We start from the raw sequence: 22,061 nt of genomic DNA, 5'->3' as shown, positions 1-22,061 counted from the left end.
TGCAAAAGGCCGGACCCTTGGGTCCGGCCTTTTTGTGTTGGAGCGGGCGAAGAGATTCGAACTCTCGACCCTAACCTTGGCAAGGTTATGCTCTACCCCTGAGCTACGCCCGCGCTCCGTACCTGTGGCGTTCCGGTTGGACCGTTCCGCCTTCGGTGAGCGGTGATCTAAGGGAGGGCGCGCGGGGCTGCAAGGGAAAAAACGACCCAGGGCGTCATTTTTTCCCCGGCAGGCGGGGTCATTCGGCGGCGCGGATGCGGACGGGTTTCAGCATCGGGCCGAGGTAGCGGCCCGTGTGGCTGGCTTCGACCAGCGCCACGTCCTCGGGGGTGCCGGTGGCCACGATCACGCCGCCGCCGTCGCCGCCCTCGGGGCCGATGTCGATGATCCAGTCGGCGGTCTTGATGACGTCGAGATTGTGTTCGATCACCACCACCGTGTTGCCTTGGTCGACCAGCTCGTGCAGCACCTCGAGGAGCTTGCGCACATCCTCGAAATGCAGGCCCGTGGTGGGCTCGTCGAGGATGTAGAGGGTGCGGCCGGTGGAGCGGCGGCTGAGTTCCTTGGACAGCTTGACGCGCTGCGCCTCGCCGCCCGACAGGGTCGTAGCCTGCTGACCGACCTTGATGTAGCCCAGCCCCACCTGCATCAGCGCGTCCATCTTTTCGCGGATGGGCGGGACGGCGGCGAAGAAGCCCTGCGCATCCTCGACCGTCATGTTCAGCACGTCGGCGATGGACTTGCCCTTGAACTGCACCTCGAGCGTCTCGCGGTTGTAGCGCTTGCCCTTGCAGGTCTCGCATTCGACATAGACGTCGGGCAGGAAATGCATCTCGATCTTGATGACGCCGTCGCCCTGGCAGGCCTCGCAGCGGCCGCCCTTGACGTTGAAGCTGAAGCGCCCGGGCTTGTAGCCGCGCGCCTTGGCCTCGGGCAGGCCCGCGAACCAGTCGCGGATGGGGGTGAAGGCGCCGGTATAGGTGGCGGGGTTCGACCGGGGCGTGCGCCCGATGGCGCGCTGGTCGATGTCGATGACCTTGTCGAGATGCTCGAGCCCGCGGATCGTCTCGCAGGGGGCCGGGGTCTGGCGGGCGCCGTTCAGGCGCAGGGAAGCGGTCTTGAACAGCGTCTCGATGGTCAGGGTCGACTTGCCGCCGCCCGAGACGCCGCTGACGCAGACGAACTTGCCCAAGGGAAACTCGGCGGTGACGTCCTTGAGGTTGTTGCCGGTGGCCTTGACCACGGTGACCTTCTTGCCATTGCCCTTGCGACGCTCTGCCGGCACCTCGATGGCGCGGGCGCCCGAGAGATACTGGCCGGTCAGGCTGTCCGGGTCGGCGGCGATCTGGTCGGGGGTGCCGTGGCTGACGACCGTGCCGCCATGGACGCCCGCGCCAGGGCCCATGTCGAAGACGTAGTCGGCGTGGCGGATCGCATCCTCGTCATGTTCCACGACCAGCACGGAATTGCCCTGATCGCGCAGGTTCATCAGCGTGGTCAGAAGCCGGTCGTTGTCGCGCTGGTGCAGCCCGATGGAGGGCTCGTCCAGCACGTAGAGAACGCCCGTCAGGCCCGAGCCGATCTGGCTGGCCAGGCGGATGCGCTGGCTTTCGCCGCCCGACAGCGTGCCCGCGGCGCGCGACAGGGTCAGGTAGTTCAGGCCGACATTGACGAGGAAGCCCAGACGCTCGCGAATCTCCTTGAGGATGGCGGCGGCGATCTCGGTCTTCTGCTTGGAGAGGTGGTTGGGGGCGTCCTGCACCCAGTCCAGCGCCTCCTGGATCGACAGCTGCACGACGCGGCCCACATGGTCGCCGGCGATCTTGACGGCCAGCGCCTCGGGTTTCAGGCGATAGCCGTTGCAGGCGCCGCAGGGGCGGTTGTTCTGGTAGCGTTCGAACTCCTCGCGGACCCAGTTCGAATCGGTCTCGCGCAACCGGCGCTCCATGTTGGGGATGACGCCCTCGAAGACGCGGGCGATCTCGTAGACGCGGCCGGCATCGTCGAAGCGGAACTTGATCTCCTCCTTGCCCGAGCCGCGCAGGAACATCTGCTGGATATTGTCGGGCAGGTCCTTCCACGGGGTCTCCTTGTCGAAGCCGTAATGCTTGGCCAGCGCGTTGATGGTCTGGGTCAGGTAGGCGGACTTGGTCTTGGCCCAAGGGACGATGGCGCCCTTGTCGACGGACAGGGCGGCGTCGGGGACGACCAGGCGGTCGTCGAAGAACAGCTCCATCCCCAGCCCGTCGCAGACCGGGCAGGCGCCGAAGGGGGCGTTGAAGCTGAAGAGGCGCGGCTCGATCTCGGGGATGGTGAAGCCCGAGACGGGGCAGGCGAACTTCTCGCTGAAGGTCAGGCGTTCGGGCTCTTCCTCGCCCTCGGTGGCCAGCTCCAGATGGGCGATGCCGTCGGCCAGGTTCAGGGCGGTGCGAAGCGAGTCGGCCAGCCGCGTCTCCAGCCCCTCGCGGACCACGATGCGGTCGACGACGATGTCGATGTTGTGGCGGAACTTCTTGTCGAGGGTGGGGGCCTCGTCCAGGTCGTGGAAGGTGCCGTTGATCTTGACGCGCTGGAAGCCCTGGCGCTTCAGCTCCATCAGCTCCTTCTTGTACTCGCCCTTGCGGTCGCGGACGATGGGGGCCAGCAGATAGGCGCGCGTGCCTTCGGGCAGGGCCATGACGCGGTCGACCATGTCCTGGACCTGCTGCGCCTCGATCGGCAGTCCGGTCGCGGGCGAATAGGGGGTGCCTGCGCGGGCAAACAGCAGGCGCATATAGTCATAGATCTCGGTCACCGTGCCGACGGTCGAGCGGGGGTTCTTCGAGGTCGTCTTCTGCTCGATGCTGATCGCGGGCGAGAGGCCCGAGATATGGTCCACATCGGGCTTGCCCATCATGTCGAGGAACTGGCGCGCATAGGCCGACAGGCTTTCGACATAGCGGCGCTGCCCCTCGGCATAGACCGTGTCGAAGGCGAGGCTGGACTTGCCGGATCCCGACAGGCCGGTGATCACCACCAGCTTGTCGCGCGGAATGTCCATGTCGACGTTCTTCAGATTGTGTTCGCGCGCGCCGCGCACTTCGATGAACTTCTGTTCCATGCGTGCCCCTTTGACCGCTGCCACAGATAGGGACGCTTGGGCGAAAAGCAAGTTCCATTTGTGAACATAAGTGGAACATGGCGAGTCTGCACCCAAGGTCGCGGCTGTTCACGGACACTTGCGCTGCACTGCGGCACGGATAGGATGCGGCAATCAGTCATAGGGGGCCCGCGCCATGTTCAAGAAAATTCTTATCGCGAACCGGGGCGAGATCGCCATCCGCGTCATGCGCGCGGCCAACGAGCTGGGCAAGAAGACGGTCGCCGTCTATGCCGAGGAAGACAAGCTGGGCCTGCACCGCTTCAAGGCCGACGAGGCCTATCGCATCGGCGAGGGGCTGGGCCCGGTCGCGGCCTATCTGTCCATCCCCGAGATCATCCGCGTGGCCAAGCTGGCGGGCGCCGATGCGATCCATCCGGGATACGGGCTGCTGTCCGAGAACCCCGATTTCGTGGATGCCTGCGTCGAGGCCGGAATCACCTTCATCGGCCCGCGCGCCGACACCATGCGCGCGTTGGGCGACAAGGCCAGCGCCCGGCGCGTGGCGATCAAGGCGGGCGTGCCGGTCATCCCCGCGACCGAGGTGCTGGGCGAGGATTTCGACGCCATCAAGGCTGAGGCCGCCGAGGTCGGCTATCCGCTGATGCTGAAGGCCAGCTGGGGCGGCGGCGGGCGCGGCATGCGGCCCATCAACAACCCCGAGGAGCTGATCGAGAAGGTCCGCGAGGGGCGCCGCGAGGCCGAGGCGGCCTTCGGCAATGGCGAGGGCTATCTGGAGAAGATGATCCTGCGCGCCCGCCATGTCGAGGTGCAGCTGCTGGGCGACACGCATGGCGGGCTCTATCATCTCTATGAACGCGACTGCACCGTGCAGCGCCGCAACCAGAAGGTCGTCGAGCGCGCCCCCGCCCCCTATCTGAGCGAAGACCAGCGGGCCGAGGTCTGCGCGCTGGCGCTGAAGATTGGCCAGGCGGTCGGATACCAGAATGCCGGGACCGTCGAGTTCCTGATGGATATGGACAACCAGCAGTTCTACTTCATCGAGGTGAACCCCCGCGTTCAGGTCGAGCATACCGTGACCGAGGAGGTCACCGGCATCGACATCGTGCAGTCCCAGATCAAGATCGCCGAGGGCGCGACCCTGGCCGAGGCCACGGGGCATGCCGCGCAGGCCGACATCACCCTGTCGGGCCATGCGCTGCAATGCCGGGTCACGACCGAGGATCCGCAGAACAACTTCATCCCCGATTACGGCCGCATCACCGCCTATCGCAGCGCCACCGGCATGGGCATCCGCCTGGACGGCGGCACGGCCTATTCGGGCGGCGTCATCACGCGCTACTATGATTCGCTGCTGGTCAAGGTGACAGCCTGGGCGCAGACGCCCGATCAGGCGATCAAGCGCATGGACCGGGCGCTGCGCGAGTTCCGCGTGCGGGGGGTCAGCACGAATATCGACTTCGTCATCAACCTGCTGAAGCATCCGGTCTTCCTGGACGACACCTATACGACGAAGTTCATCGACACGACGGACGACCTGTTCACCTTTGCCAAGCGGCAGGACCGGGCGACGCGCATCCTGACCTATCTGGCCGATATCAGCGTGAACGGTCACCCCGAGACGGCGGGGCGCCCGCTGCCGCCCGCGCAGGCGCGCGCGCCGATCCCTCCGGCCCCCAAGGGCGCGCCCGCGCCGGGCACGCGGCAGATGCTGGAGGACCAGGGCGCGCAGGCGGTGGCCGACTGGATGGCGGCGCAGACGCAGCTGCTGATCACCGACACGACCATGCGCGACGGCCACCAGTCGCTGCTGGCCACCCGGATGCGGTCCATCGACATGATCCGCGTGGCGCCCAGCTATGCCGCCAACCTGCCGCAGCTGTTCTCGGTGGAATGCTGGGGTGGCGCGACTTTTGATGTCGCCTATCGGTTCCTGCAGGAATGCCCGTGGCAGCGGCTGCGCGACATCCGCGCCAAGATGCCGAACCTGATGACGCAGATGCTGCTGCGCGCGTCGAACGGGGTCGGCTATACCAACTATCCCGACAACGTGGTGCAGTTCTTCGTGAAGCAGGCGGCCGAGACGGGGGTGGACGTGTTCCGCGTCTTCGACAGCCTGAACTGGGTCGAGAACATGCGCGTCGCCATGGATGCGGTGATCGAATCGGGCAAGATCTGCGAGGGCACGGTCTGCTATACCGGCAACATGCTGGACCCCGACCGGGCCAAGTACGACCTCAAATACTATGTGAAGACCGCGCAGGACCTGAAGGCCGCGGGTGCGCATGTGCTGGGGCTGAAGGACATGGCGGGGCTCTTGAAGCCGCCCGCCGCCCGTATCCTGATCAAGGCGCTGAAGGAGGAGGTGGGCCTGCCCATCCATTTCCACACCCATGACACCTCGGGCATGGGCGGGGCGACGATCCTGGCCGCGGCGGATGCGGGCGTCGATGCGGTCGATTGCGCGATGGATGCGCTGTCGGGCAACACCAGCCAGCCGACGCTGGGCAGCGTCGTCGAGGCGCTGGCGCAGACCGAGCGCGACACGGGGCTGGATATCGGCGCGGTGCGCGCGATCAGCAACTATTGGGAGCGGGTGCGCGAAAGCTATGCCGCCTTCGAATCGGGGCTGCAGTCGCCGGCCTCGGAGGTCTATCTGCACGAGATGCCGGGCGGGCAGTTCACCAACCTGAAATCGCAGGCGCGCAGCATGGGGCTGGAGGATCGCTGGCACGAGGTCGCGCAGGCCTATGCCGACGTGAACCGCATGTTCGGCGATATCGTCAAGGTCACGCCGTCGTCGAAGGTGGTGGGGGACATGGCGCTGATGATGGTGTCGCAGAACCTGACGCCCGAGGATGTCATGAACCCCGACCGCGACATGTCCTTCCCGGATTCGGTCGTGGACATGATGCGCGGCAATCTGGGCCAGCCTCCGGGCGGCTGGCCGCAGGCGATCCAGGACAAGGTGCTGAAGGGCGAGGCCCCGATCACCGACCGCCCCGGCGCGCATCTGGAGCCGGTGGATCTGGAGGAGGTCCGCGCCAAGCTGTCCGAGGAGCTGGACGGCAAGGCGATCGACGACGAGGATCTGAACGGATACCTGATGTATCCCAAGGTTTTCACCGACTACATGGCACGCCACGAGACCTATGGCCCGGTCCGCACCCTGCCCACCCGCAGCTTCTTCTATGGCATGGAGCCGGGCGACGAGATCAGCGTCGAGATCGACCCGGGCAAGACGCTGGAGATCCGGCTTCTGACCCTGGGCGAGACCGACGAGAAGGGCGAGATGAAGGTCTTCTTCGAGCTGAACGGCCAGCCGCGCCAGGTGCGGGTCCCCAACCGCAAGGCGACCGGCACCTCGGCGGCGCGGCCCAAGGCGGATCCGGCCAATGCGGGCCATGTCGGCGCGCCGATGCCGGGGGTCGTGGCCTCGGTGGGCGTGACGGCGGGGCAGGCGGTGGCGCAGGGCGACCTGCTGTTGACCATCGAGGCGATGAAGATGGAGACCGGCCTGCATGCCGACCGCGACGGCACCATCACCGCGCTGCATGTGAGCCCGGGCCAGCAGATCGACGCCAAGGACCTGCTGGTCGAGATCGGCTGACCCGAGGGCAGGGGGCAGGGGGGGACCCTCTGCCCCGGCCTGTGGCTTGCGGACAATCCGGCGCAATTCGCCGCGCCCCTGCGGCCCTGCGCCCGTTGACCCCGGCCCCCGCCGGGTCTAAACCCGCACTCAGCCAACCCGTCGCGGGGCAGCCATGATCCCGCGACCGACAAGGGGATCACCGCCCGTGGAACACCTCGCGCAGGACTATCTGCCCATCCTCGTCTTCGCGGGGATGGCTTCGGCACTTGCCCTGATCTTGCTGCTGTCGGCCATGATCATCGCCGTGCGCAACCCGGATCCGGAAAAGGTCAGTGCCTACGAATCCGGCTTCAACCCGTTCGACGACTCGCGGATGAAGTTCGACGTGCGGTTCTATCTGGTGGCGATCCTGTTCATCATCTTCGATCTCGAGGTGGCGTTCCTGTTCCCCTGGGCGGTGAGCTTCCAGTACATCAGCCCGACGGCCTTCTGGTCGATGATGGTGTTCCTGGGCGTGCTGACGGTGGGCTTTGCCTATGAATGGAAGAAGGGGGCGCTGGAATGGGCGTGATGACCGGCGCGAATACCGCAGGGCCCGACCGCGAGGTCGCGACCGGCGCGCTGAACCGCGAGCTGCAGGACAAGGGCTTCCTGCTGACCACGACCGAGGACATCATCAACTGGGCGCGCAACGGGTCCTTGCACTGGATGACCTTCGGGCTGGCCTGCTGCGCGGTCGAGATGATGCACACCTCGATGCCGCGCTACGACCTGGAGCGCTTCGGCACCGCGCCGCGCGCCTCTCCGCGCCAGTCGGACCTGATGATCATCGCGGGCACGCTGACCAACAAGATGGCCCCGGCGCTGCGCAAGGTCTATGACCAGATGCCCGAGCCGCGCTATGTCATCAGCATGGGATCCTGCGCCAATGGCGGCGGATACTATCACTACAGCTATTCCGTGGTGCGCGGCGCCGACCGGATCGTGCCGGTCGACATCTATGTCCCGGGCTGCCCGCCGACCGCCGAGGCGCTGCTCTACGGCATCCTGCAACTTCAGCGCCGCATCCGGCGCACCGGCACGCTGGTGAGGTGACCATGGCGCAGTATCAAGACATCGACGCGATGGACCAGCTGGGCGAGCACATCAGGCTGCGCCGCCCCAACGAGGTCGTGGGCACCTCGGTCTCGTTCGGAGAGCTGACGGTCACCGCCACGGCCAGCGGCGTGCTGGACCTGATCGACTTCCTGCGCAGCGACAGTTCCTGCCGCTTTTCCACGCTGGTCGACATCACCGCGGTCGATCACCCGTCGCGCCAGCAGCGCTTCGACGTGGTGTGGCATTTCCTGTCGATGTACCAGAACCACCGCATCCGCGTGAAGGTGGCCATCCGCGAGGACGAGATGCTGCCGACGCTGACCGGCATCCATCCCTGCGCCAACTGGTTCGAGCGCGAGATCTTCGACATGTTCGGGATCCTGTTCACCGGGCATCCCGACATGCGGCGCATCCTGACGGATTACGGCTTCTCGGGCCATCCGCTGCGCAAGGACTTCCCGACCACCGGCTATGTCGAGGTCCGCTATGACGAGGCCGAGAAGCGCGTGATCTACGAGCCGGTGCGGCTGACGCAGGAATACCGGCAGTTCGATTTCCTGTCCCCGTGGGAGGGCGTGCAATACGCCCTGCCGGGCGACGAAAAGGGGGCCGCGAAATGATGGACGGCGATATCCGGAACAACCAGTACGACGACGGCAGCGAGGATCTGCTGACCGGCGAGCAGCGCATCCGCAACTTCAACATCAACTTCGGTCCCCAGCACCCGGCCGCGCACGGCGTGCTGCGCCTGGTGCTGGAGCTGGACGGCGAGATCGTCGAACGCGCCGACCCGCATATCGGGCTGCTGCATCGCGGCACCGAGAAGCTGATGGAAAGCCGCACCTATCTGCAGAACCTGCCCTATTTCGACCGGCTGGACTACGTCTCGCCCATGAACCAGGAACATGCCTGGTGCCTGGCGATCGAGCGGCTGACCGGCACGCCCGTGCCGCGCCGCGCCAGCCTGATCCGGGTGCTGTTCTGCGAGGTGGGGCGGATCCTGAACCACCTGCTGGGCCTGACCACCGGCGCGCTGGACGTGGGCGCGCTGACCCCGCCGCTGTGGGGATTCGAGGCGCGCGAGGATCTGATGATCTTCTATGAACGCGCCTCGGGCGCGCGGCTGCACGCGGCCTATTTCCGGCCCGGCGGCGTCCATCAGGACCTGACCCCGGACCTGCTGGACGACATGGAGGAATGGTGCGGCCGCTTCCCCAAGGTGCTGGACGATCTGGACACGCTCTTGACCGAGAACCGCATCTTCAAGCAGCGGCTGGTCGATATCGGCATCGTCAGCGAACAGCAGGCGCTGGACTGGGGCTTCTCGGGCGTGATGGTGCGCGGATCGGGCATGGCCTGGGACCTGCGCCGCAGCCAGCCCTATGAATGCTATGACGAATTCGACTTCAAGATCCCGGTCGGCACGAATGGCGACTGCTATGACCGCTTCCTGTGCCGGATGCAGGAGATGCGCGAATCGACCAGCATCATGCTGCAGGCGATCGCCAAGCTGCGGGCCGAGGGGCCGGGCGACGTGATGGCCCGGGGCAAGATGACGCCGCCCAAGCGCGCCGACATGAAGCGCGACATGGAAAGCCTGATCCACCATTTCAAGCTGTATACCGAGGGCTTCCGCGTTCCGGCGGGCGAAGTCTATGCCGCCGTCGAGGCGCCCAAGGGCGAATTCGGCGTCTATCTGGTCAGCGACGGCACCAACAAGCCCTATCGCGCGAAACTCCGCGCGCCGGGCTATCTGCATCTGCAGGCGATGGACTGGATGGCCCGCGGCCATCTGCTGGCCGACGTGCCCGCGCTGATCGCCACCCAGGATATCGTTTTCGGAGAGGTCGACCGCTGATGCTGCGCCGCTTGCACCCCGTCCAGCCGGACAGCTTTGCCTTCACGCCCGCCAACCTGGACTGGGCGCGGGCGCAGATGACCAAGTATCCCGAGGGCCGCCAGCAATCGGCGATCATCCCGATCCTGTGGCGCGCGCAGGAGCAGGAGGGCTGGCTGTCCCGCCCCGCCATCGAATATTGCGCCAGCCTGCTGGGCATGGCCTATATCCGGGCGCTGGAGGTGGCGACCTTCTACTTCATGTTCCAGCTGCAGCCGGTGGGCCGCGTGGCGAACATCCAGATCTGCGGGACGACGACCTGCATGATCTGCGGAGCCGAGGATCTGGTCGCGGTCTGCAAGCGCAGGATCGCGCCGACCCCGCACACCCTGTCGGCGGACGGCAAGTTCAGCTGGGAAGAGGTCGAGTGCCTGGGCGCCTGCGCCAATGCGCCGATGGCCCAGATCGGCAAGGACTACTACGAGGACCTGACCGCCGAGACCCTGGAATCGCTGATCGACCGCATGTCGGCGGGCGAGGTTCCGGTGCCCGGCTCGCAGTCGGGACGCTTCGCCTCGGAGCCCGCGACCGGGCTGACCAGCCTGACGGAGGCCCAGGGGTTCGAGTCGGCGAATGCCAGCGTCGCGCTGGCCACCGAGATCGGCGAGACGCTCAAGCGCATCGACGGGACCGAGGTGCCGATCCTGACCAAGTGGCGGCGCAACCCGGAGGCGGCGATCGACGACCAGACCGGCATCGACAGCGCCCCCGAGATCGAGCCGCGCCCCGCCGAGGGTGCGCCGGCCGACGCGACCGGCGCGACCGAGCAGGAGGCGCAGGCCAGTTCCGCCGCGCGCCCCGTGTCCAAGCGCGAGCCCGCGAATGTGCGGGCGGACGAGACCGATGCCGTCAAGGGCTCGGGCAAGGACTGACCGAGACGACAGTGCTGATGCAGAAGGGGATCGCCGCGATGCAAGGCTTGTGCAGACCGACCGCAGCAGGCGCCGCGCGACCCCCGCGCCGGCAGCCCCGCCGCAGGTCCGCGTGATGGCCGCGCCCGACCGCGATGCCCGGCAGATGCGGCTGGTGGCGATCGTGATCGCCGTCGCCATGCTGGGCTGGCTTGCGGTGCAGGCGATCGGGCGGGAATATGGCTGGGCGGCGGAGTGGGCCTATCTGGCCGACCTTGCCGCCATCGGCGCTTTTGTCTGGTCGCTGATCGTGACCTGGCGTATCTGGCGGCGCAGGAATGCGTGACGCCGGGAATAGAGGATTTGACGGATGCTGAAAGACCAGGATCGCATTTTCACCAACCTGTACGGCATGGGCGACCGCAGCCTGAAGGGCGCGCAGTCGCGCGGCCATTGGGACGGCACCGCCGAGATCATCGGCCGCGGCCGGGACAAGATCGTCGAGCAGATGAAGGCCTCGGGCCTGCGCGGGCGGGGCGGTGCGGGCTTTCCGACGGGTCTGAAATGGTCCTTCATGCCCAAGGAATCGGACGGGCGCCCGTCCTATCTGGTCATCAATGCCGACGAATCCGAACCCGCGACCTGCAAGGACCGCGAGATCATGCGCCATGATCCGCATACCCTGATCGAGGGGGCGCTGATCGCCAGCTTCGCGATGAACGCGCATGCCTGCTACATCTACCTGCGCGGCGAATACATCCGCGAGAAGGAGGCCCTGCAGGCCGCCATCGACGAATGCTATGACGCGGGGATGCTGGGCGCGAATGCGGCGGGATCGGGCTGGGAGTTCGACCTGTACCTGCATCACGGCGCCGGCGCCTATATCTGCGGCGAGGAGACCGCCCTGCTGGAAAGCCTGGAGGGCAAGAAGGGCATGCCGCGCATGAAGCCGCCCTTCCCGGCGGGCGCGGGCCTGTACGGCTGCCCGACCACGGTGAACAACGTCGAATCCATCGCCGTGGTGCCGACGATCCTGCGGCGCGGGGCGGAATGGTTCGCGGGCTTCGGGCGTCCGAACAACGCGGGCGTCAAGCTGTTCGGCCTGACCGGGCATGTGAACACCCCCTGCGTGATCGAGGAGGCCATGTCGATCCCCGTGCGCGAGCTGATCGACCGGCATGGCGGCGGCATCCGCGGCGGCTGGTCGAACCTCAAGGCGATCATCCCCGGCGGCGCCTCCTGCCCGGTGCTGACGGCCGAGCAATGCGAGAGCGCGATCATGGATTACGACGGCATGCGCGAGGTGAAATCCAGCTTCGGCACCGGCTGCATGATCGTGATGGACCAGTCCACCGACGTCATCAAGGCGATCTGGCGGCTGTCGGCCTTCTTCAAGCATGAAAGCTGCGGGCAGTGCACGCCCTGTCGCGAGGGCACCGGCTGGATGATGCGCGTCATGCACCGCCTGGTGACCGGCGAGGCCGAGGTCGAGGAGATCGACATGCTGCTGGACGTCACCAAGCAGGTCGAGGGGCACACGATCTGCGCCCTGGGCGACGCCGCCGCATGGCCGATCCAGGGCCTGATCCGCAACTTCCGCGGCGAGATCGAAGACCGGCTGAAGGCCAAGAAGACCGGGCGCATGGGCGCGCTGGCGGCGGAATGATCGCAGGGGCGGCATATCACGGGGCCCGCACGGGCTCGTGTCGGGCAAAGCGCCCGGCGGGTGCTTATGTGGAGACACGTCATCACCCGAAGGATCGTGCCATGTTTCGCCCCCTGATCGCCGCCCTTCTGCTGGCCGCCACGCCCGCCGCCGCGCTGGAGCCCCTGTCGTCCGAGCCTTACGTCAACGACCGCCTGGTGCAGGCCCGCGTGGCCGATCTGGTCCGTCGCGGCTGCCCCTCGATCGACGCGCGGTTGGTGCGGGCCTTCAGCGAGGCGCGGGCGCTGAAGCGCTATGCCCGCGACAAGGGCTATTCCGAGGCGCAGATCGACGCGTTTCTGGACAGCCGCCCCGATCGGCAGCGCATCTATGCGCAGGCCGACCGCTATATGGTCGAACGCGGCGTCGTGAACGGCGATCCGCAGACATTCTGCCGCCTCGGGCGGGACGAAATCGCACAGCAGACGGTCGCCGGATCGTTGCTGAGTGCCAGGTAAGGAACGGATCATGGCAGAGCTGCGGACAATCAAGATCGACGGGACCGAGATCGCGGTCGATCCCAACCTGACGCTGATCCAGGCCTGCGAGCAGGCCGGGATCGAGATCCCGCGCTTCTGCTATCACGAGCGTCTGTCCATCGCGGGCAACTGCCGGATGTGCCTGGTCGAGGTCGTGGGCGGCCCGCCCAAGCCCGCCGCCTCCTGCGCGATGCAGGTCAAGGACCTGCGCCCGGGGCCCGAGGGCGCGCCCTCCGAGATCCGCACCAACAGCCCGATGGTCAAGAAGGCCCGCGAGGGCGTGATGGAGTTCCTGCTGATCAACCATCCGCTGGATTGCCCGATCTGCGATCAGGGCGGCGAATGCGACCTGCAGGACCAGGCGATGGCGTATGGCGTCGATTTCAGCCGCTATCGCGAGCCCAAGCGCGCCTCGGAGGAGCTGAATCTGGGCCCGCTGGTCGCCACCCACATGACCCGCTGCATCAGCTGCACCCGCTGCGTGCGCTTCACTTCGGAAGTGGCCGGCATCAGCCAGATGGGCCAGACCGGCCGGGGCGAGGACAGCGAGATCACCAGCTATCTGAACGAGACGCTGGCCTCGAACCTGCAGGGCAACATCATCGACCTGTGCCCGGTGGGGGCGCTGGTCAGCAAGCCCTATTCCTTCAAGGCCCGCCCGTGGGAGCTGTCAAAGACCGAGACCATCGACGTCATGGACGCGCTGGGCAGCGCGATCCGCGTGGACACCAAGGGGCGCGAAGTCATGCGCATCCTGCCGCGCAACCATGACGGCGTGAACGAGGAGTGGATCAGCGACAAGACCCGCTTCGTCTGGGACGGGCTGCGCCGCCAGCGGCTGGACCAGCCCTATCTGCGCGAGGGGGGGCGGCTGCGCCCCTCCACCTGGCCCGAGGCGCTGGCCGCCGCCGCCCACGCGATGAGCGGCAAGAAGGTCGCGGGCCTCGTCGGCGATCTGGCCTCGGTCGAGGCGGCGTTCAGCCTGAAGACCCTGATCGAGGGTCTGGGCGGGTCGGTCGAATGCCGCACCGACGGCGTGAAGCTGCCCGAGGGCAACCGCAGCGCCTATCTGGGCAATGCGGCCATCGCCGATATCGACACGGCCTCGCGGATCATCCTGATCGGGACCAACCCGCGCGACGAGGCGCCGGTGCTGAACGCCCGCATCCGCCGCGCCTGGACGCAGGGCGCGCAGGTGTCGCTGATCGGCCCGGCGGTGGACCTGACCTTCGACTATGACCATCTGGGCACGGACCGCGCGGCGCTGACCACGCTTCTGGGCGGCATCGAGGCCAGCGACGAGCGGGGCCTGATCATCGTGGGGCAGGGCGCGCTGCGCGAGGCCGATGGCGCGGCGGTGCTGGGCCATGCGATGGCCTTGGCCGAGGCCGGGAACTGCGGTCTGCTGGTCCTGCACGGGGCGGCCGGGCGCGTGGGCGCCATGGACGTGGGCGCGGTGACCCGTGGCGGGCTGCCGGCGGCCATCGAGGGGGCGCAGGTGATCTTCAACCTGGGCGCCGACGAGGTCGACATCGCCGCCGGTCCGATCGTCATCTATCAGGGCAGCCACGGCGATCGCGGCGCCCACCGGGCCGACATCATCCTGCCCGCCGCCTGCTATACCGAGGAGATGGGCCTTTTCGTGAACACCGAGGGCCGTCCCCAGCTGGCACTGCGCGCGAACTTCGCGCCCGGCGAGGCCAAGGAGAACTGGGCCATCCTGCGCGCGCTGTCGGGCGAGCTGAACCGGACCCTGCCCTGGGACAGCATCGCGCAGCTGCGCCGCAAGCTGATCGAGGCGGTGCCGCATCTGGGCCGCCTGGACCAGATCGCGGAGACCGAGTGGCAGCCCCTGCCCAAGGGCGACCTGGGCCGCGCCAGCTTCGTCAACCCGGTCAAGGACTTCTACCTGACCAACCCGATCGCCCGTTGCTCGCCCCTGATGGGCGAGCTGTCCCGGATGGCTGCGGCGCGTCAGGCGCCTGCCCTGGCTGCGGAGTAAGCCGATGCCCACACCGATCCGATTTCGTTCCGCGGCCCTGCTAGGCACCGTCCTGGCCCTGTCGGGCTGCTTTGCCGGAACCTCGGGCGGTGATCGCCCCAGTGCCGCGCCCGTGGCGCAGATGCCGGGCACGGCGGGGGCGGGCGTCCTGAGCCGGGCGCGGATCTCGACCCAATCGGCCGAGATCCTGATTCTGGAAGAGGACGGATCGGTCACCACGCTGGATCTGGACAGCGCCGGCGGCCGTGACGCCTTCGAGGTCAGCGAGGCCGATCTGGCCGCGCTGAACGCCAACCTGGACATGGATTTCGGCGGGCTGGTCGCGCCGAACCTGCCGCGCCGCAAGACCGCGCAGGAAGAGGCGCTGGAGGCTTTCGCGGCCCGGACCCAGCCCGCGCTGCCCACGCTGCCCGAGGGGGTCGAGATCGACCCGCAGGTCTTCCTGGCGGTCAAGGTCGACGCGCTCAACCGCGGGGCCGGGGCCGATCTGGTCGAGGTGACGGCCAATCTGCGGCAGGGGGTGGACGCGGATATCGCGTTTTCGTATGCCACCTGCGCATTGGCCGGTTGGGCCAGGGACAATGGCAACCCCTATGGACGGCACATCCGGACGCTGCAGGCCGAGCGGAACGGCAAGCTGCTGATCGGCGCGGCCTTCCTTCTGTCGGACGACAAGCCGATGGGATTGCGGGTGATGGAAACGGAAGACACCTTGCGCGAATGCAGGGCACGCGGCATTCCCGCGGCGTAAGGCAAAGGGACGGGCAACATGGCTGATTTTTGGGCTTCCTCATGGGGCATCGCCATCATCCTGCTGGCGCAGGGTCTGGCGATCATCGTCTTCGTCATGCTGTCGCTGGTCTACATGGTCTATGGCGACCGCAAGGTCTGGGCGGCGGTGCAGATGCGCCGCGGCCCCAACGTGGTCGGCCCCTGGGGCATCCTGCAGACCTTTGCCGATGCGCTGAAATTCGTCGTCAAGGAGGTCGTGATCCCCGCCGGGGCGGACAAGTTCGTCTTCTTCCTGGCGCCCTTCCTGTCGATGATGCTGGCGCTGCTGGCCTTCGTGGCGATTCCCTTCGCGCCGGGCTGGGTGATGGCCGACATCAACGTGGGCATCCTGTTCATCTTCGCCGTCTCCTCGCTGGAGGTGTACGGCGTGATCATGGGCGGCTGGGCGTCGAACTCGAAATTCCCGTTCCTGGGCTCGCTGCGCTCGGCCGCGCAGATGATCAGCTACGAGGTCAGCCTGGGCCTGATCATCATCGGCATCGTGATCTCGGCCGGGTCGATGAACCTGACCGCCATCGTCGAGGCGCAGCGCGGGGCGGGGCTGCTGTCCTGGTTCTGGCTGGCGCATTTCCCGATGCTGGTGCTGTTCTTCATCTCGGCCCTGGCCGAGACGAACCGCGCGCCCTTCGACCTTCCGGAAGCGGAATCCGAACTGGTCGCGGGCTTCATGACCGAATATTCCTCGACCCCTTACCTTCTGTTCATGGCGGGCGAGTACATTGCCATGTGGCTGATGTGCGCGCTGATCAGCCTGCTGTTCTTCGGCGGCTGGCTGTCGCCCATCCCGGGCCTGCCGGACGGGGCGATCTGGATGTTCCTGAAGATGGTCTTCTGGTTCTTCATGTTCGCCATGGTGAAGGCGATCGTGCCGCGCTATCGCTACGACCAGCTGATGCGGATCGGGTGGAAGGTCTTCCTGCCGCTGTCCTTGGGCTGGGTCGTGCTGGTGGCCTTCCTTGCGAAATTCGAAGTCTTCGGGACCTTCTGGGCCCGCTGGGCAGGAGTGTAAAAGATGGCTTTCGACGTCGTCCGCGCCACCAAGTACTTCCTGATGGTGGATTTCATCAAAGGCTTCGGCCTGGGCATGCGCTATTTCTTCGCGCCCAAGGCCACCATCAACTATCCCCATGAGAAGGGACCGCTGAGCCCCCGCTTCCGGGGCGAGCACGCGCTGCGCCGCTATCCCAACGGCGAGGAACGCTGCATCGCCTGCAAGCTGTGCGAGGCGATCTGCCCCGCGCAGGCGATCACCATCGATGCCGAGCCCCGCGACGACGGCTCGCGCCGCACGACGCGCTATGACATCGACATGACCAAGTGCATCTATTGCGGCTTCTGCCAGGAGGCCTGCCCGGTCGATGCCATCGTCGAGGGGCCGAACTTCGAATTCGCCACCGAGACGCGCGAGGAGCTGTTCTACGACAAGGCCAAGCTTCTGGACAACGGCGCCCGGTGGGAATCCGAGATCGCCCGCAACCTCGCGATGGACGCGCCCTACAGATGACCGATCCCTTCACCAAGATGTTCCAGCAGATGCTGAGCCAGGGCCAGGAGATGGCCCGCACCTTCAATCCCGCGCTGGAGCATTTCGACCTGAAGGCGGTCGAGAAGATGTTCCCGACCATGCCCGCCGACATGCTGGAGATGTGGTTCGGCCGCACCTTCAACCGCGAGGGGCTGGATGCCAAGACCCGGCTTCTGGTGACGGTCGCGGCGATGACCGTGCAGGGCGCCCTGGCCGAGCCGCAGCTGCGCATGACCATCCGCCACGCGATGGAGGCGGGCGCCACGCCGCGCGAGATCGCCGAGGTGATCTATCAGATGGGGATGTTCGGCGGGCTTCCCGCGATGCAGAAGGCGCTGGAGATCGCGCAGGGCGTCTTCACCGAATCCGAAGGGAAAGCCCAGCCATGATGACCTTCGCCTTCTACCTCTTCGCCATCTCGGTCTGCACGGCGGGCTTCATGGTGGTGCTGTCGCGCAACCCGGTCCATTCGGTGCTGTGGCTGATCCTGGCCTTCCTGTCGGGGGCCGGGCTTTTCGTGCTGCTGGGCGCGGAATTCGTGGCCATGCTGCTGATCATCGTCTATGTGGGCGCGGTCGCGGTGCTGTTCCTGTTCGTGGTGATGATGCTGGATGTCGATTTCGGCAATCTCAAGGGCGAGTTCGCCCGCTACCTGCCGTTGGCGGGGCTGATCGCGCTGGTGCTGCTGGCGCAGCTGGCCATCGCCTTCGGGGCCTGGGAGAGCAGCGAGCAGTCGATCGCCCTGCGCTCGGTTCCGATCGTGTCGCAGGAGGTGAACACCAACGCCATCGGGCTGGTGCTTTATGACCGCTACATCCTGCCGTTCCAGTTCGCCGGGCTGATCCTGCTGGTTGCGATGATCGGGGCGATCACCCTGACGATGCGCCACCGCAAGGACGTCAAGCGCCAGGACGTGATCAAGCAGATGCACCGCGACCCGGCCAAGGCCATGCAGCTGCGCGACGTCAAGCCGGGGCAGGGGCTGTAAAGGCCCCCGCCCGCGCCAACAGAAGAGCAACGGGTACAAGAACCCGGAGGGACTGAGACGATGATCGGACTGACACATTACCTTGTCGTGGGGGCGATCCTCTTCGTCGCCGGGATCTTCGGCATCTTCGTGAACCGAAAGAACGTCATCGTCATCCTGATGTCGATCGAGCTGATGCTTCTGGCGGTCAACATCAACTTCGTCGCCTTCTCGGCCCATCTGGGCGATCTGGGCGGGCAGATCTTCACCCTGTTCATCCTGACCGTCGCCGCGGCCGAGGCCGCCATCGGCCTTGCCATCCTGGTCGTCTTCTTCCGCAACCGCGGCACGATCGCGGTGGAAGATGTCAACGTGATGAAGGGGTAAGGCCATGCTGCAATTCATCCTGTTCGCGCCCCTCCTGGGCGCGCTGATCGCGGGCTTCGGCTGGCGGATCATCGGCGAACGCGGCGCCCAGGTGCTGACGACCGCCATCCTCTTCGCCGCCGCCGCCCTGTCCTGGGTGGTGTTCCTGACCTTCGACGGGCAGCTGCTGCAGGTGCCGGTGCTGGACTGGATCGTCTCGGGCGACTTCACCAGCGAATGGGCGATCCGGCTGGACCGGCTGACGGCGATCATGCTGATCGTGATCAACTCGGTCTCGGCGCTCGTGCACCTCTACAGCTTCGGCTACATGGCGCATGACGAGAATTTCGGCGATGACGAGCCCTATCGCGCCCGGTTCTTCGCCTATCTGTCCTTCTTCACCTTCTCGATGCTGATGCTGGTGACAGCGGACAACCTGCTGCAGATGTTCTTCGGATGGGAGGGCGTGGGCGTCGCGTCCTATCTGCTGATCGGCTTCTACTTCAAGAAGCAGTCGGCCGGGGCGGCCGCCATGAAGGCCTTCATCGTCAACCGCGTCGGCGATTTCGGCTTCCTCTTGGGGATCTTCGGGCTGTGGTGGATGACCGGCACGATCCAGTTCGACAAGCTGTGGGCGCAGATCCCGATGCTGGCCGAGACGCAGATGACCTTCCTGTGGCGCGACTGGAACGCGGCCAACGTGCTGGCGATCCTGCTGTTCATCGGCGCGATGGGCAAGTCGGCGCAGCTGTTCCTGCACACCTGGCTGCCCGACGCGATGGAGGGGCCGACGCCCGTGTCGGCGCTGATCCACGCGGCCACCATGGTCACGGCAGGCGTCTTCCTGGTCTGCCGCATGTCGCCCCTGTACGAGTTCGCCCCCGAGGCGAAGATGTTCATCGTCTATGTCGGCGCGACCACGGCGTTCTTCGCCGCCACCGTGGGCCTGGTGCAGAACGACATCAAGCGCGTGATCGCCTATTCGACCTGCTCGCAGCTGGGCTACATGTTCGTCGCGGCGGGCGTGGGCGTCTATTCGGTCGCCATGTTCCACCTGCTGACCCATGCCTTCTTCAAGGCGATGCTGTTCCTGGGCGCCGGATCGGTGATCCATGCGATGCATCACGAGCAGGACATGCGCAATTACGGCGGGCTGCGGAAGAAGATCCCGCTGACCTTCTGGGCGATGATGATCGGCACCATGGCCATCACCGGCGTGGGCATCCCGCTGACCCATATCGGCTTCGCGGGCTTCCTGTCCAAGGATGCGGTCATCGAGAGCGCCTTCGTGGGCAGCAGCTATGCCTTCTGGATGCTGGTGATCTCGGCGCTGATGACCAGCTTCTACAGCTGGCGGCTGATGTTCCTGACCTTCTTCGGCACGCCGCGCGGCGATCACCATGCGCATGACCATGCCCATGAAAGCCCGCGCGTGATGACCGCGCCGCTGGTCGTGCTGGCCTTCGGCTCGATCTTCGCGGGCATGATCTGGTACAACAGCTTCTTCGAGGAGGAGGGCGTGCAGGGCTTCTTCGGCCTGCCCGTGGCCGAGGCCGAGCATGCCGCCGCCGAGGGGACCGAGCCGGCCCTCATCGACCCCCCCGCCGCCGAGGCGCCCGCGGATGCGGGCCACGCCGCCGCCGATGCCACGGACGGCATCCGGACCGAGGGCGTGGTCGTGGGCCAGGGCGCGATCTACATGCATCCCGACAACCACGTGATGCACGACGCCCACTATGTCCCGGCCTGGGTCAAGGTCTCGCCCTTCGTGGCGATGCTGATCGGTCTGGGGCTGGCCTGGCTGATGTACATCCGCCGCCCCGAGCTGCCCGGCCAGCTGGCCGCGCAGCAGCGCGGGCTGTACCAGTTCCTGCTGAACAAGTGGTATTTCGACCAGGCCTATGACGCCATCTTCGTGCGCCCGGCCCGCTGGATGGGCCGCAAGCTGTGGACGGGCGGTGACGGAGCCGTTATCGACGGCGCCATCAACGGGCTGGCCTTGGGAATCATCCCGCGCCTGACCCGCTTCGCCGGACGGGTGCAGTCGGGCTATCTGTTCCACTATGCCTTCGCCATGGTGCTGGGGATCGTGGGCTTGCTGATCTGGGTGATGATGCGGGGCACGTACTGATCATGACGAACCTTCTTTCGATCATCACCTTCCTGCCCATCGTGGCGGCGGGCATCCTGGCGCTGTTCCTGCGCGGCGACGATGCCGCCTCGCAGAAGAACGCCAAGTGGCTGGCCCTGATCGCGACCAGCGCGACCTTCCTGATCTCGATCTTCCTGCTGACCGGGTTCAACCCCGCCGACACGGGTTTCCAGTTCGTCGAGGATCACGCCTGGATCATGGGCCTGCGCTACAAGATGGGCGTGGACGGCATCTCGATCCTGTTCGTGATGCTGACGACCTTCCTGATGCCGCTGACCATCCTGTCCTGCTGGGACGTCAAGATCCGCGTCAAGGAATACATGATCGCCTTCCTGGTGCTGGAGGGGCTGATGATCGGCGTCTTCACGGCGCTGGACCTGATCCTGTTCTACCTGTTCTTCGAGGCGGGCCTGATCCCGATGTTCCTCATCATCGGCATCTGGGGCGGCAAGGACCGCATCTATGCCAGCTTCAAGTTCTTCCTCTATACCTTCATCGGCTCGGTGCTGATGCTGGTGGCGATGATCGCCATGGCGCGCACCGCGGGCACCACCGACATTCCCACGATGCTGGCCTTCGACTTTCCGTCGGTCACGATGCAGGTGCTGGGCTTCACCGTGATCGGCGGCATGCAGACGCTGCTGTTCCTGGCCTTCTTCGCCAGCTTCGCGGTCAAGATGCCGATGTGGCCGGTCCATACCTGGCTGCCCGACGCGCACGTGCAGGCCCCGACCGCCGGGTCGGTCGTGCTGGCCGCCGTGCTGCTGAAGATGGGAGGCTACGGCTTTCTGCGCTTCTCGCTGCCGATGTTCCCGGTCGCCTCCGACCTGCTGCAGCCGCTGGTGCTGTGGATGTCGGCCATCGCCATCGTCTACACCTCGCTGGTGGCGCTGGCGCAGTCCGACATGAAGAAGCTGATCGCCTATTCGTCGGTGGCCCATATGGGCTATGTCACCATGGGCATCTTTGCCGCCAACCAGCAGGGGCTGGACGGGGCGATCTTCCAGATGCTGTCGCACGGCTTCATCTCGGGCGCGCTGTTCCTCTGCGTTGGCGTCATCTACGACCGCATGCACACGCGCGAGATCGACGCCTATGGCGGGCTGGTCAACCGGATGCCGGTCTATGCGCTGGTCTTCATGTTCTTCACCATGGCCAATGTCGGCCTGCCCGGCACCTCGGGCTTCGTGGGCGAGTTCCTGACCCTGATGGGCGCCTTCCGCGCCAACACCTGGGTGGCGCTGGTCGCCACGACAGGCGTGATCCTGTCGGCGGGCTATGCGCTGTGGCTCTATCGCCGCGTCACCATGGGTGCGCTGATCAAGGAAAGCCTGCGCACGATCACCGACATGACCCCGCGCGAGCGCTGGATCTTCGCGCCGCTGATCGCCATGACCCTGATCCTGGGCGTCTATCCGCGCCTTGTCACCGACATCACCGGCCCCTCGGTCCAGGCGCTGCTGGTGGACTTCCACGACGCGCTGCCCGAAGAGGCCGCCGATGACGACCTGGCTGCGGCCGCCGTCAGCCATTGA

The 22,061-nt window shown here is 66.3% G+C and carries 19 protein-coding genes and 1 tRNA gene; 18 read left to right on the top strand and 2 right to left on the bottom strand.

Going from position 1 to position 22,061, the window contains the following annotated elements:
* Positions 1 to 38 precede the first annotated feature (38 nt).
* Positions 39 to 113 (bottom strand) — tRNA-Gly (locus E4191_RS12075).
* 125 nt (positions 114 to 238) lie between these two features.
* Positions 239 to 3,100, bottom strand: coding sequence for an excinuclease ABC subunit UvrA (gene uvrA, locus E4191_RS12070; RefSeq protein ID WP_135313628.1), 2,862 nt, complete (start codon positions 3,098 to 3,100; stop codon positions 239 to 241).
* A gap of 175 nt (positions 3,101 to 3,275) precedes the next feature.
* Between uvrA and E4191_RS12065 the strand changes: the two genes are divergently transcribed.
* The 18 genes from E4191_RS12065 (at position 3,276) to E4191_RS11980 (ending at position 22,061) form a co-directional block, all read left to right on the top strand.
* A complete protein-coding gene (locus E4191_RS12065) occupies positions 3,276 to 6,710 on the top strand; it encodes a pyruvate carboxylase (RefSeq protein ID WP_135313627.1) in 3,435 nt (1,144 codons plus the stop codon).
* A 235-nt stretch (positions 6,711 to 6,945) separates the two neighbouring features.
* Positions 6,946 to 7,263 (top strand): NADH-quinone oxidoreductase subunit A, encoded by a 318-nt coding sequence (gene ndhC, locus E4191_RS12060; RefSeq protein ID WP_407947065.1) that lies wholly within the window; start codon positions 6,946 to 6,948, stop codon positions 7,261 to 7,263.
* The gene (locus E4191_RS12055) at positions 7,254 to 7,787 is read left to right on the top strand and encodes a NuoB/complex I 20 kDa subunit family protein (RefSeq protein WP_176562710.1); all 534 of its coding nucleotides are present in this window, start codon (positions 7,254 to 7,256) and stop codon (positions 7,785 to 7,787) included. The genes ndhC and E4191_RS12055 overlap by 10 nt, the downstream gene beginning before the upstream one ends.
* A 2-nt stretch (positions 7,788 to 7,789) precedes the next feature.
* Positions 7,790 to 8,410: an NADH-quinone oxidoreductase subunit C gene (locus E4191_RS12050; protein ID WP_135313625.1), complete on the top strand. Its 621-nt coding sequence runs from the start codon at positions 7,790 to 7,792 to the stop codon at positions 8,408 to 8,410.
* Positions 8,410 to 9,648 (top strand): NADH-quinone oxidoreductase subunit D, encoded by a 1,239-nt coding sequence (locus tag E4191_RS12045; protein ID WP_176562744.1) that lies wholly within the window; start codon positions 8,410 to 8,412, stop codon positions 9,646 to 9,648. The genes E4191_RS12050 and E4191_RS12045 overlap by 1 nt, the downstream gene beginning before the upstream one ends.
* Positions 9,648 to 10,559 (top strand): NADH-quinone oxidoreductase subunit NuoE, encoded by a 912-nt coding sequence (nuoE, locus tag E4191_RS12040; protein WP_135313623.1) that lies wholly within the window; start codon positions 9,648 to 9,650, stop codon positions 10,557 to 10,559. Before E4191_RS12045 ends, nuoE begins: the two co-directional genes overlap by 1 nt.
* A gap of 115 nt (positions 10,560 to 10,674) precedes the next feature.
* Entirely contained in the window at positions 10,675 to 10,884 is a 210-nt protein-coding gene (locus tag E4191_RS12035; RefSeq protein ID WP_135313622.1) for a DUF5337 domain-containing protein, read from the top strand.
* A 24-nt stretch (positions 10,885 to 10,908) separates the two neighbouring features.
* On the top strand, positions 10,909 to 12,204 hold the full coding sequence (gene nuoF, locus E4191_RS12030; protein WP_135313621.1) for an NADH-quinone oxidoreductase subunit NuoF: 1,296 nt from the start codon (positions 10,909 to 10,911) through the stop codon (positions 12,202 to 12,204).
* Positions 12,205 to 12,305: 101 nt separating this feature from the next.
* A complete protein-coding gene (locus E4191_RS12025; RefSeq protein WP_135313620.1) occupies positions 12,306 to 12,701 on the top strand; it encodes a DUF5333 domain-containing protein in 396 nt (131 codons plus the stop codon).
* A gap of 10 nt (positions 12,702 to 12,711) precedes the next feature.
* A complete protein-coding gene (nuoG, locus tag E4191_RS12020; protein ID WP_135313619.1) occupies positions 12,712 to 14,724 on the top strand; it encodes an NADH-quinone oxidoreductase subunit NuoG in 2,013 nt (670 codons plus the stop codon).
* A 4-nt stretch (positions 14,725 to 14,728) separates the two neighbouring features.
* Positions 14,729 to 15,475: a hypothetical protein gene (locus E4191_RS12015; protein WP_228461283.1), complete on the top strand. Its 747-nt coding sequence runs from the start codon at positions 14,729 to 14,731 to the stop codon at positions 15,473 to 15,475.
* Positions 15,476 to 15,493: 18 nt separating this feature from the next.
* Entirely contained in the window at positions 15,494 to 16,525 is a 1,032-nt protein-coding gene (gene nuoH, locus E4191_RS12010) for an NADH-quinone oxidoreductase subunit NuoH (protein WP_135313618.1), read from the top strand.
* 3 nt (positions 16,526 to 16,528) lie between these two features.
* Positions 16,529 to 17,020: an NADH-quinone oxidoreductase subunit NuoI gene (gene nuoI / locus E4191_RS12005; protein ID WP_131576394.1), complete on the top strand. Its 492-nt coding sequence runs from the start codon at positions 16,529 to 16,531 to the stop codon at positions 17,018 to 17,020.
* Positions 17,017 to 17,430 carry a carboxymuconolactone decarboxylase family protein gene (locus tag E4191_RS12000; RefSeq protein WP_135313617.1) on the top strand — a complete coding sequence of 138 codons (414 nt, stop codon included), beginning with the start codon at positions 17,017 to 17,019 and terminating at the stop codon, positions 17,428 to 17,430. The genes nuoI and E4191_RS12000 overlap by 4 nt, the downstream gene beginning before the upstream one ends.
* On the top strand, positions 17,427 to 18,029 hold the full coding sequence (locus E4191_RS11995) for an NADH-quinone oxidoreductase subunit J (RefSeq protein ID WP_135313616.1): 603 nt from the start codon (positions 17,427 to 17,429) through the stop codon (positions 18,027 to 18,029). The genes E4191_RS12000 and E4191_RS11995 overlap by 4 nt, the downstream gene beginning before the upstream one ends.
* Positions 18,030 to 18,089: 60 nt before the next feature.
* On the top strand, positions 18,090 to 18,395 hold the full coding sequence (nuoK, locus tag E4191_RS11990) for an NADH-quinone oxidoreductase subunit NuoK (protein ID WP_135313615.1): 306 nt from the start codon (positions 18,090 to 18,092) through the stop codon (positions 18,393 to 18,395).
* Between the two features lie 4 nt (positions 18,396 to 18,399).
* Positions 18,400 to 20,505, top strand: coding sequence for an NADH-quinone oxidoreductase subunit L (nuoL, locus tag E4191_RS11985; RefSeq protein ID WP_135313614.1), 2,106 nt, complete (start codon positions 18,400 to 18,402; stop codon positions 20,503 to 20,505).
* A gap of 2 nt (positions 20,506 to 20,507) precedes the next feature.
* The gene (locus E4191_RS11980) at positions 20,508 to 22,061 is read left to right on the top strand and encodes an NADH-quinone oxidoreductase subunit M (RefSeq protein ID WP_135313613.1); all 1,554 of its coding nucleotides are present in this window, start codon (positions 20,508 to 20,510) and stop codon (positions 22,059 to 22,061) included.

The sequence above is a fragment of the Paracoccus liaowanqingii genome (assembly GCF_004683865.2).
Taxonomy (GTDB): Bacteria; Pseudomonadota; Alphaproteobacteria; order Rhodobacterales; family Rhodobacteraceae; genus Paracoccus; species Paracoccus liaowanqingii.
The sequence above is the reverse complement of the archived record's forward strand: the minus strand, read 5'-3'. Positions and strand labels throughout refer to the sequence as shown.

What these genes read in the sequence shown, in the direction of transcription:
- E4191_RS12015 (WP_228461283.1), top strand. Translation starts at nt 14,729, where the DNA reads ATGCCCACACCGATCCGATTTCGTTCCGCGGCCCTGCTAGGCACCGTC.
- E4191_RS11980 (WP_135313613.1), top strand. Translation starts at nt 20,508, where the DNA reads ATGACGAACCTTCTTTCGATCATCACCTTCCTGCCCATCGTGGCGGCG.
- E4191_RS12050 (WP_135313625.1), top strand. Translation starts at nt 7,790, where the DNA reads ATGGCGCAGTATCAAGACATCGACGCGATGGACCAGCTGGGCGAGCAC.
- uvrA (WP_135313628.1), bottom strand. Translation starts at nt 3,100, where the DNA reads ATGGAACAGAAGTTCATCGAAGTGCGCGGCGCGCGCGAACACAATCTG.
- E4191_RS11995 (WP_135313616.1), top strand. Translation starts at nt 17,427, where the DNA reads ATGATGACCTTCGCCTTCTACCTCTTCGCCATCTCGGTCTGCACGGCG.
- E4191_RS12045 (WP_176562744.1), top strand. Translation starts at nt 8,410, where the DNA reads ATGGACGGCGATATCCGGAACAACCAGTACGACGACGGCAGCGAGGAT.
- nuoE (WP_135313623.1), top strand. Translation starts at nt 9,648, where the DNA reads ATGCTGCGCCGCTTGCACCCCGTCCAGCCGGACAGCTTTGCCTTCACG.
- nuoI (WP_131576394.1), top strand. Translation starts at nt 16,529, where the DNA reads ATGGCTTTCGACGTCGTCCGCGCCACCAAGTACTTCCTGATGGTGGAT.
- nuoL (WP_135313614.1), top strand. Translation starts at nt 18,400, where the DNA reads ATGCTGCAATTCATCCTGTTCGCGCCCCTCCTGGGCGCGCTGATCGCG.
- nuoK (WP_135313615.1), top strand. Translation starts at nt 18,090, where the DNA reads ATGATCGGACTGACACATTACCTTGTCGTGGGGGCGATCCTCTTCGTC.
- E4191_RS12025 (WP_135313620.1), top strand. Translation starts at nt 12,306, where the DNA reads ATGTTTCGCCCCCTGATCGCCGCCCTTCTGCTGGCCGCCACGCCCGCC.
- E4191_RS12065 (WP_135313627.1), top strand. Translation starts at nt 3,276, where the DNA reads ATGTTCAAGAAAATTCTTATCGCGAACCGGGGCGAGATCGCCATCCGC.
- E4191_RS12055 (WP_176562710.1), top strand. Translation starts at nt 7,254, where the DNA reads ATGGGCGTGATGACCGGCGCGAATACCGCAGGGCCCGACCGCGAGGTC.
- E4191_RS12035 (WP_135313622.1), top strand. Translation starts at nt 10,675, where the DNA reads ATGGCCGCGCCCGACCGCGATGCCCGGCAGATGCGGCTGGTGGCGATC.
- nuoH (WP_135313618.1), top strand. Translation starts at nt 15,494, where the DNA reads ATGGCTGATTTTTGGGCTTCCTCATGGGGCATCGCCATCATCCTGCTG.
- E4191_RS12000 (WP_135313617.1), top strand. Translation starts at nt 17,017, where the DNA reads ATGACCGATCCCTTCACCAAGATGTTCCAGCAGATGCTGAGCCAGGGC.
- nuoG (WP_135313619.1), top strand. Translation starts at nt 12,712, where the DNA reads ATGGCAGAGCTGCGGACAATCAAGATCGACGGGACCGAGATCGCGGTC.
- ndhC (WP_407947065.1), top strand. Translation starts at nt 6,946, where the DNA reads ATGGCTTCGGCACTTGCCCTGATCTTGCTGCTGTCGGCCATGATCATC.
- nuoF (WP_135313621.1), top strand. Translation starts at nt 10,909, where the DNA reads ATGCTGAAAGACCAGGATCGCATTTTCACCAACCTGTACGGCATGGGC.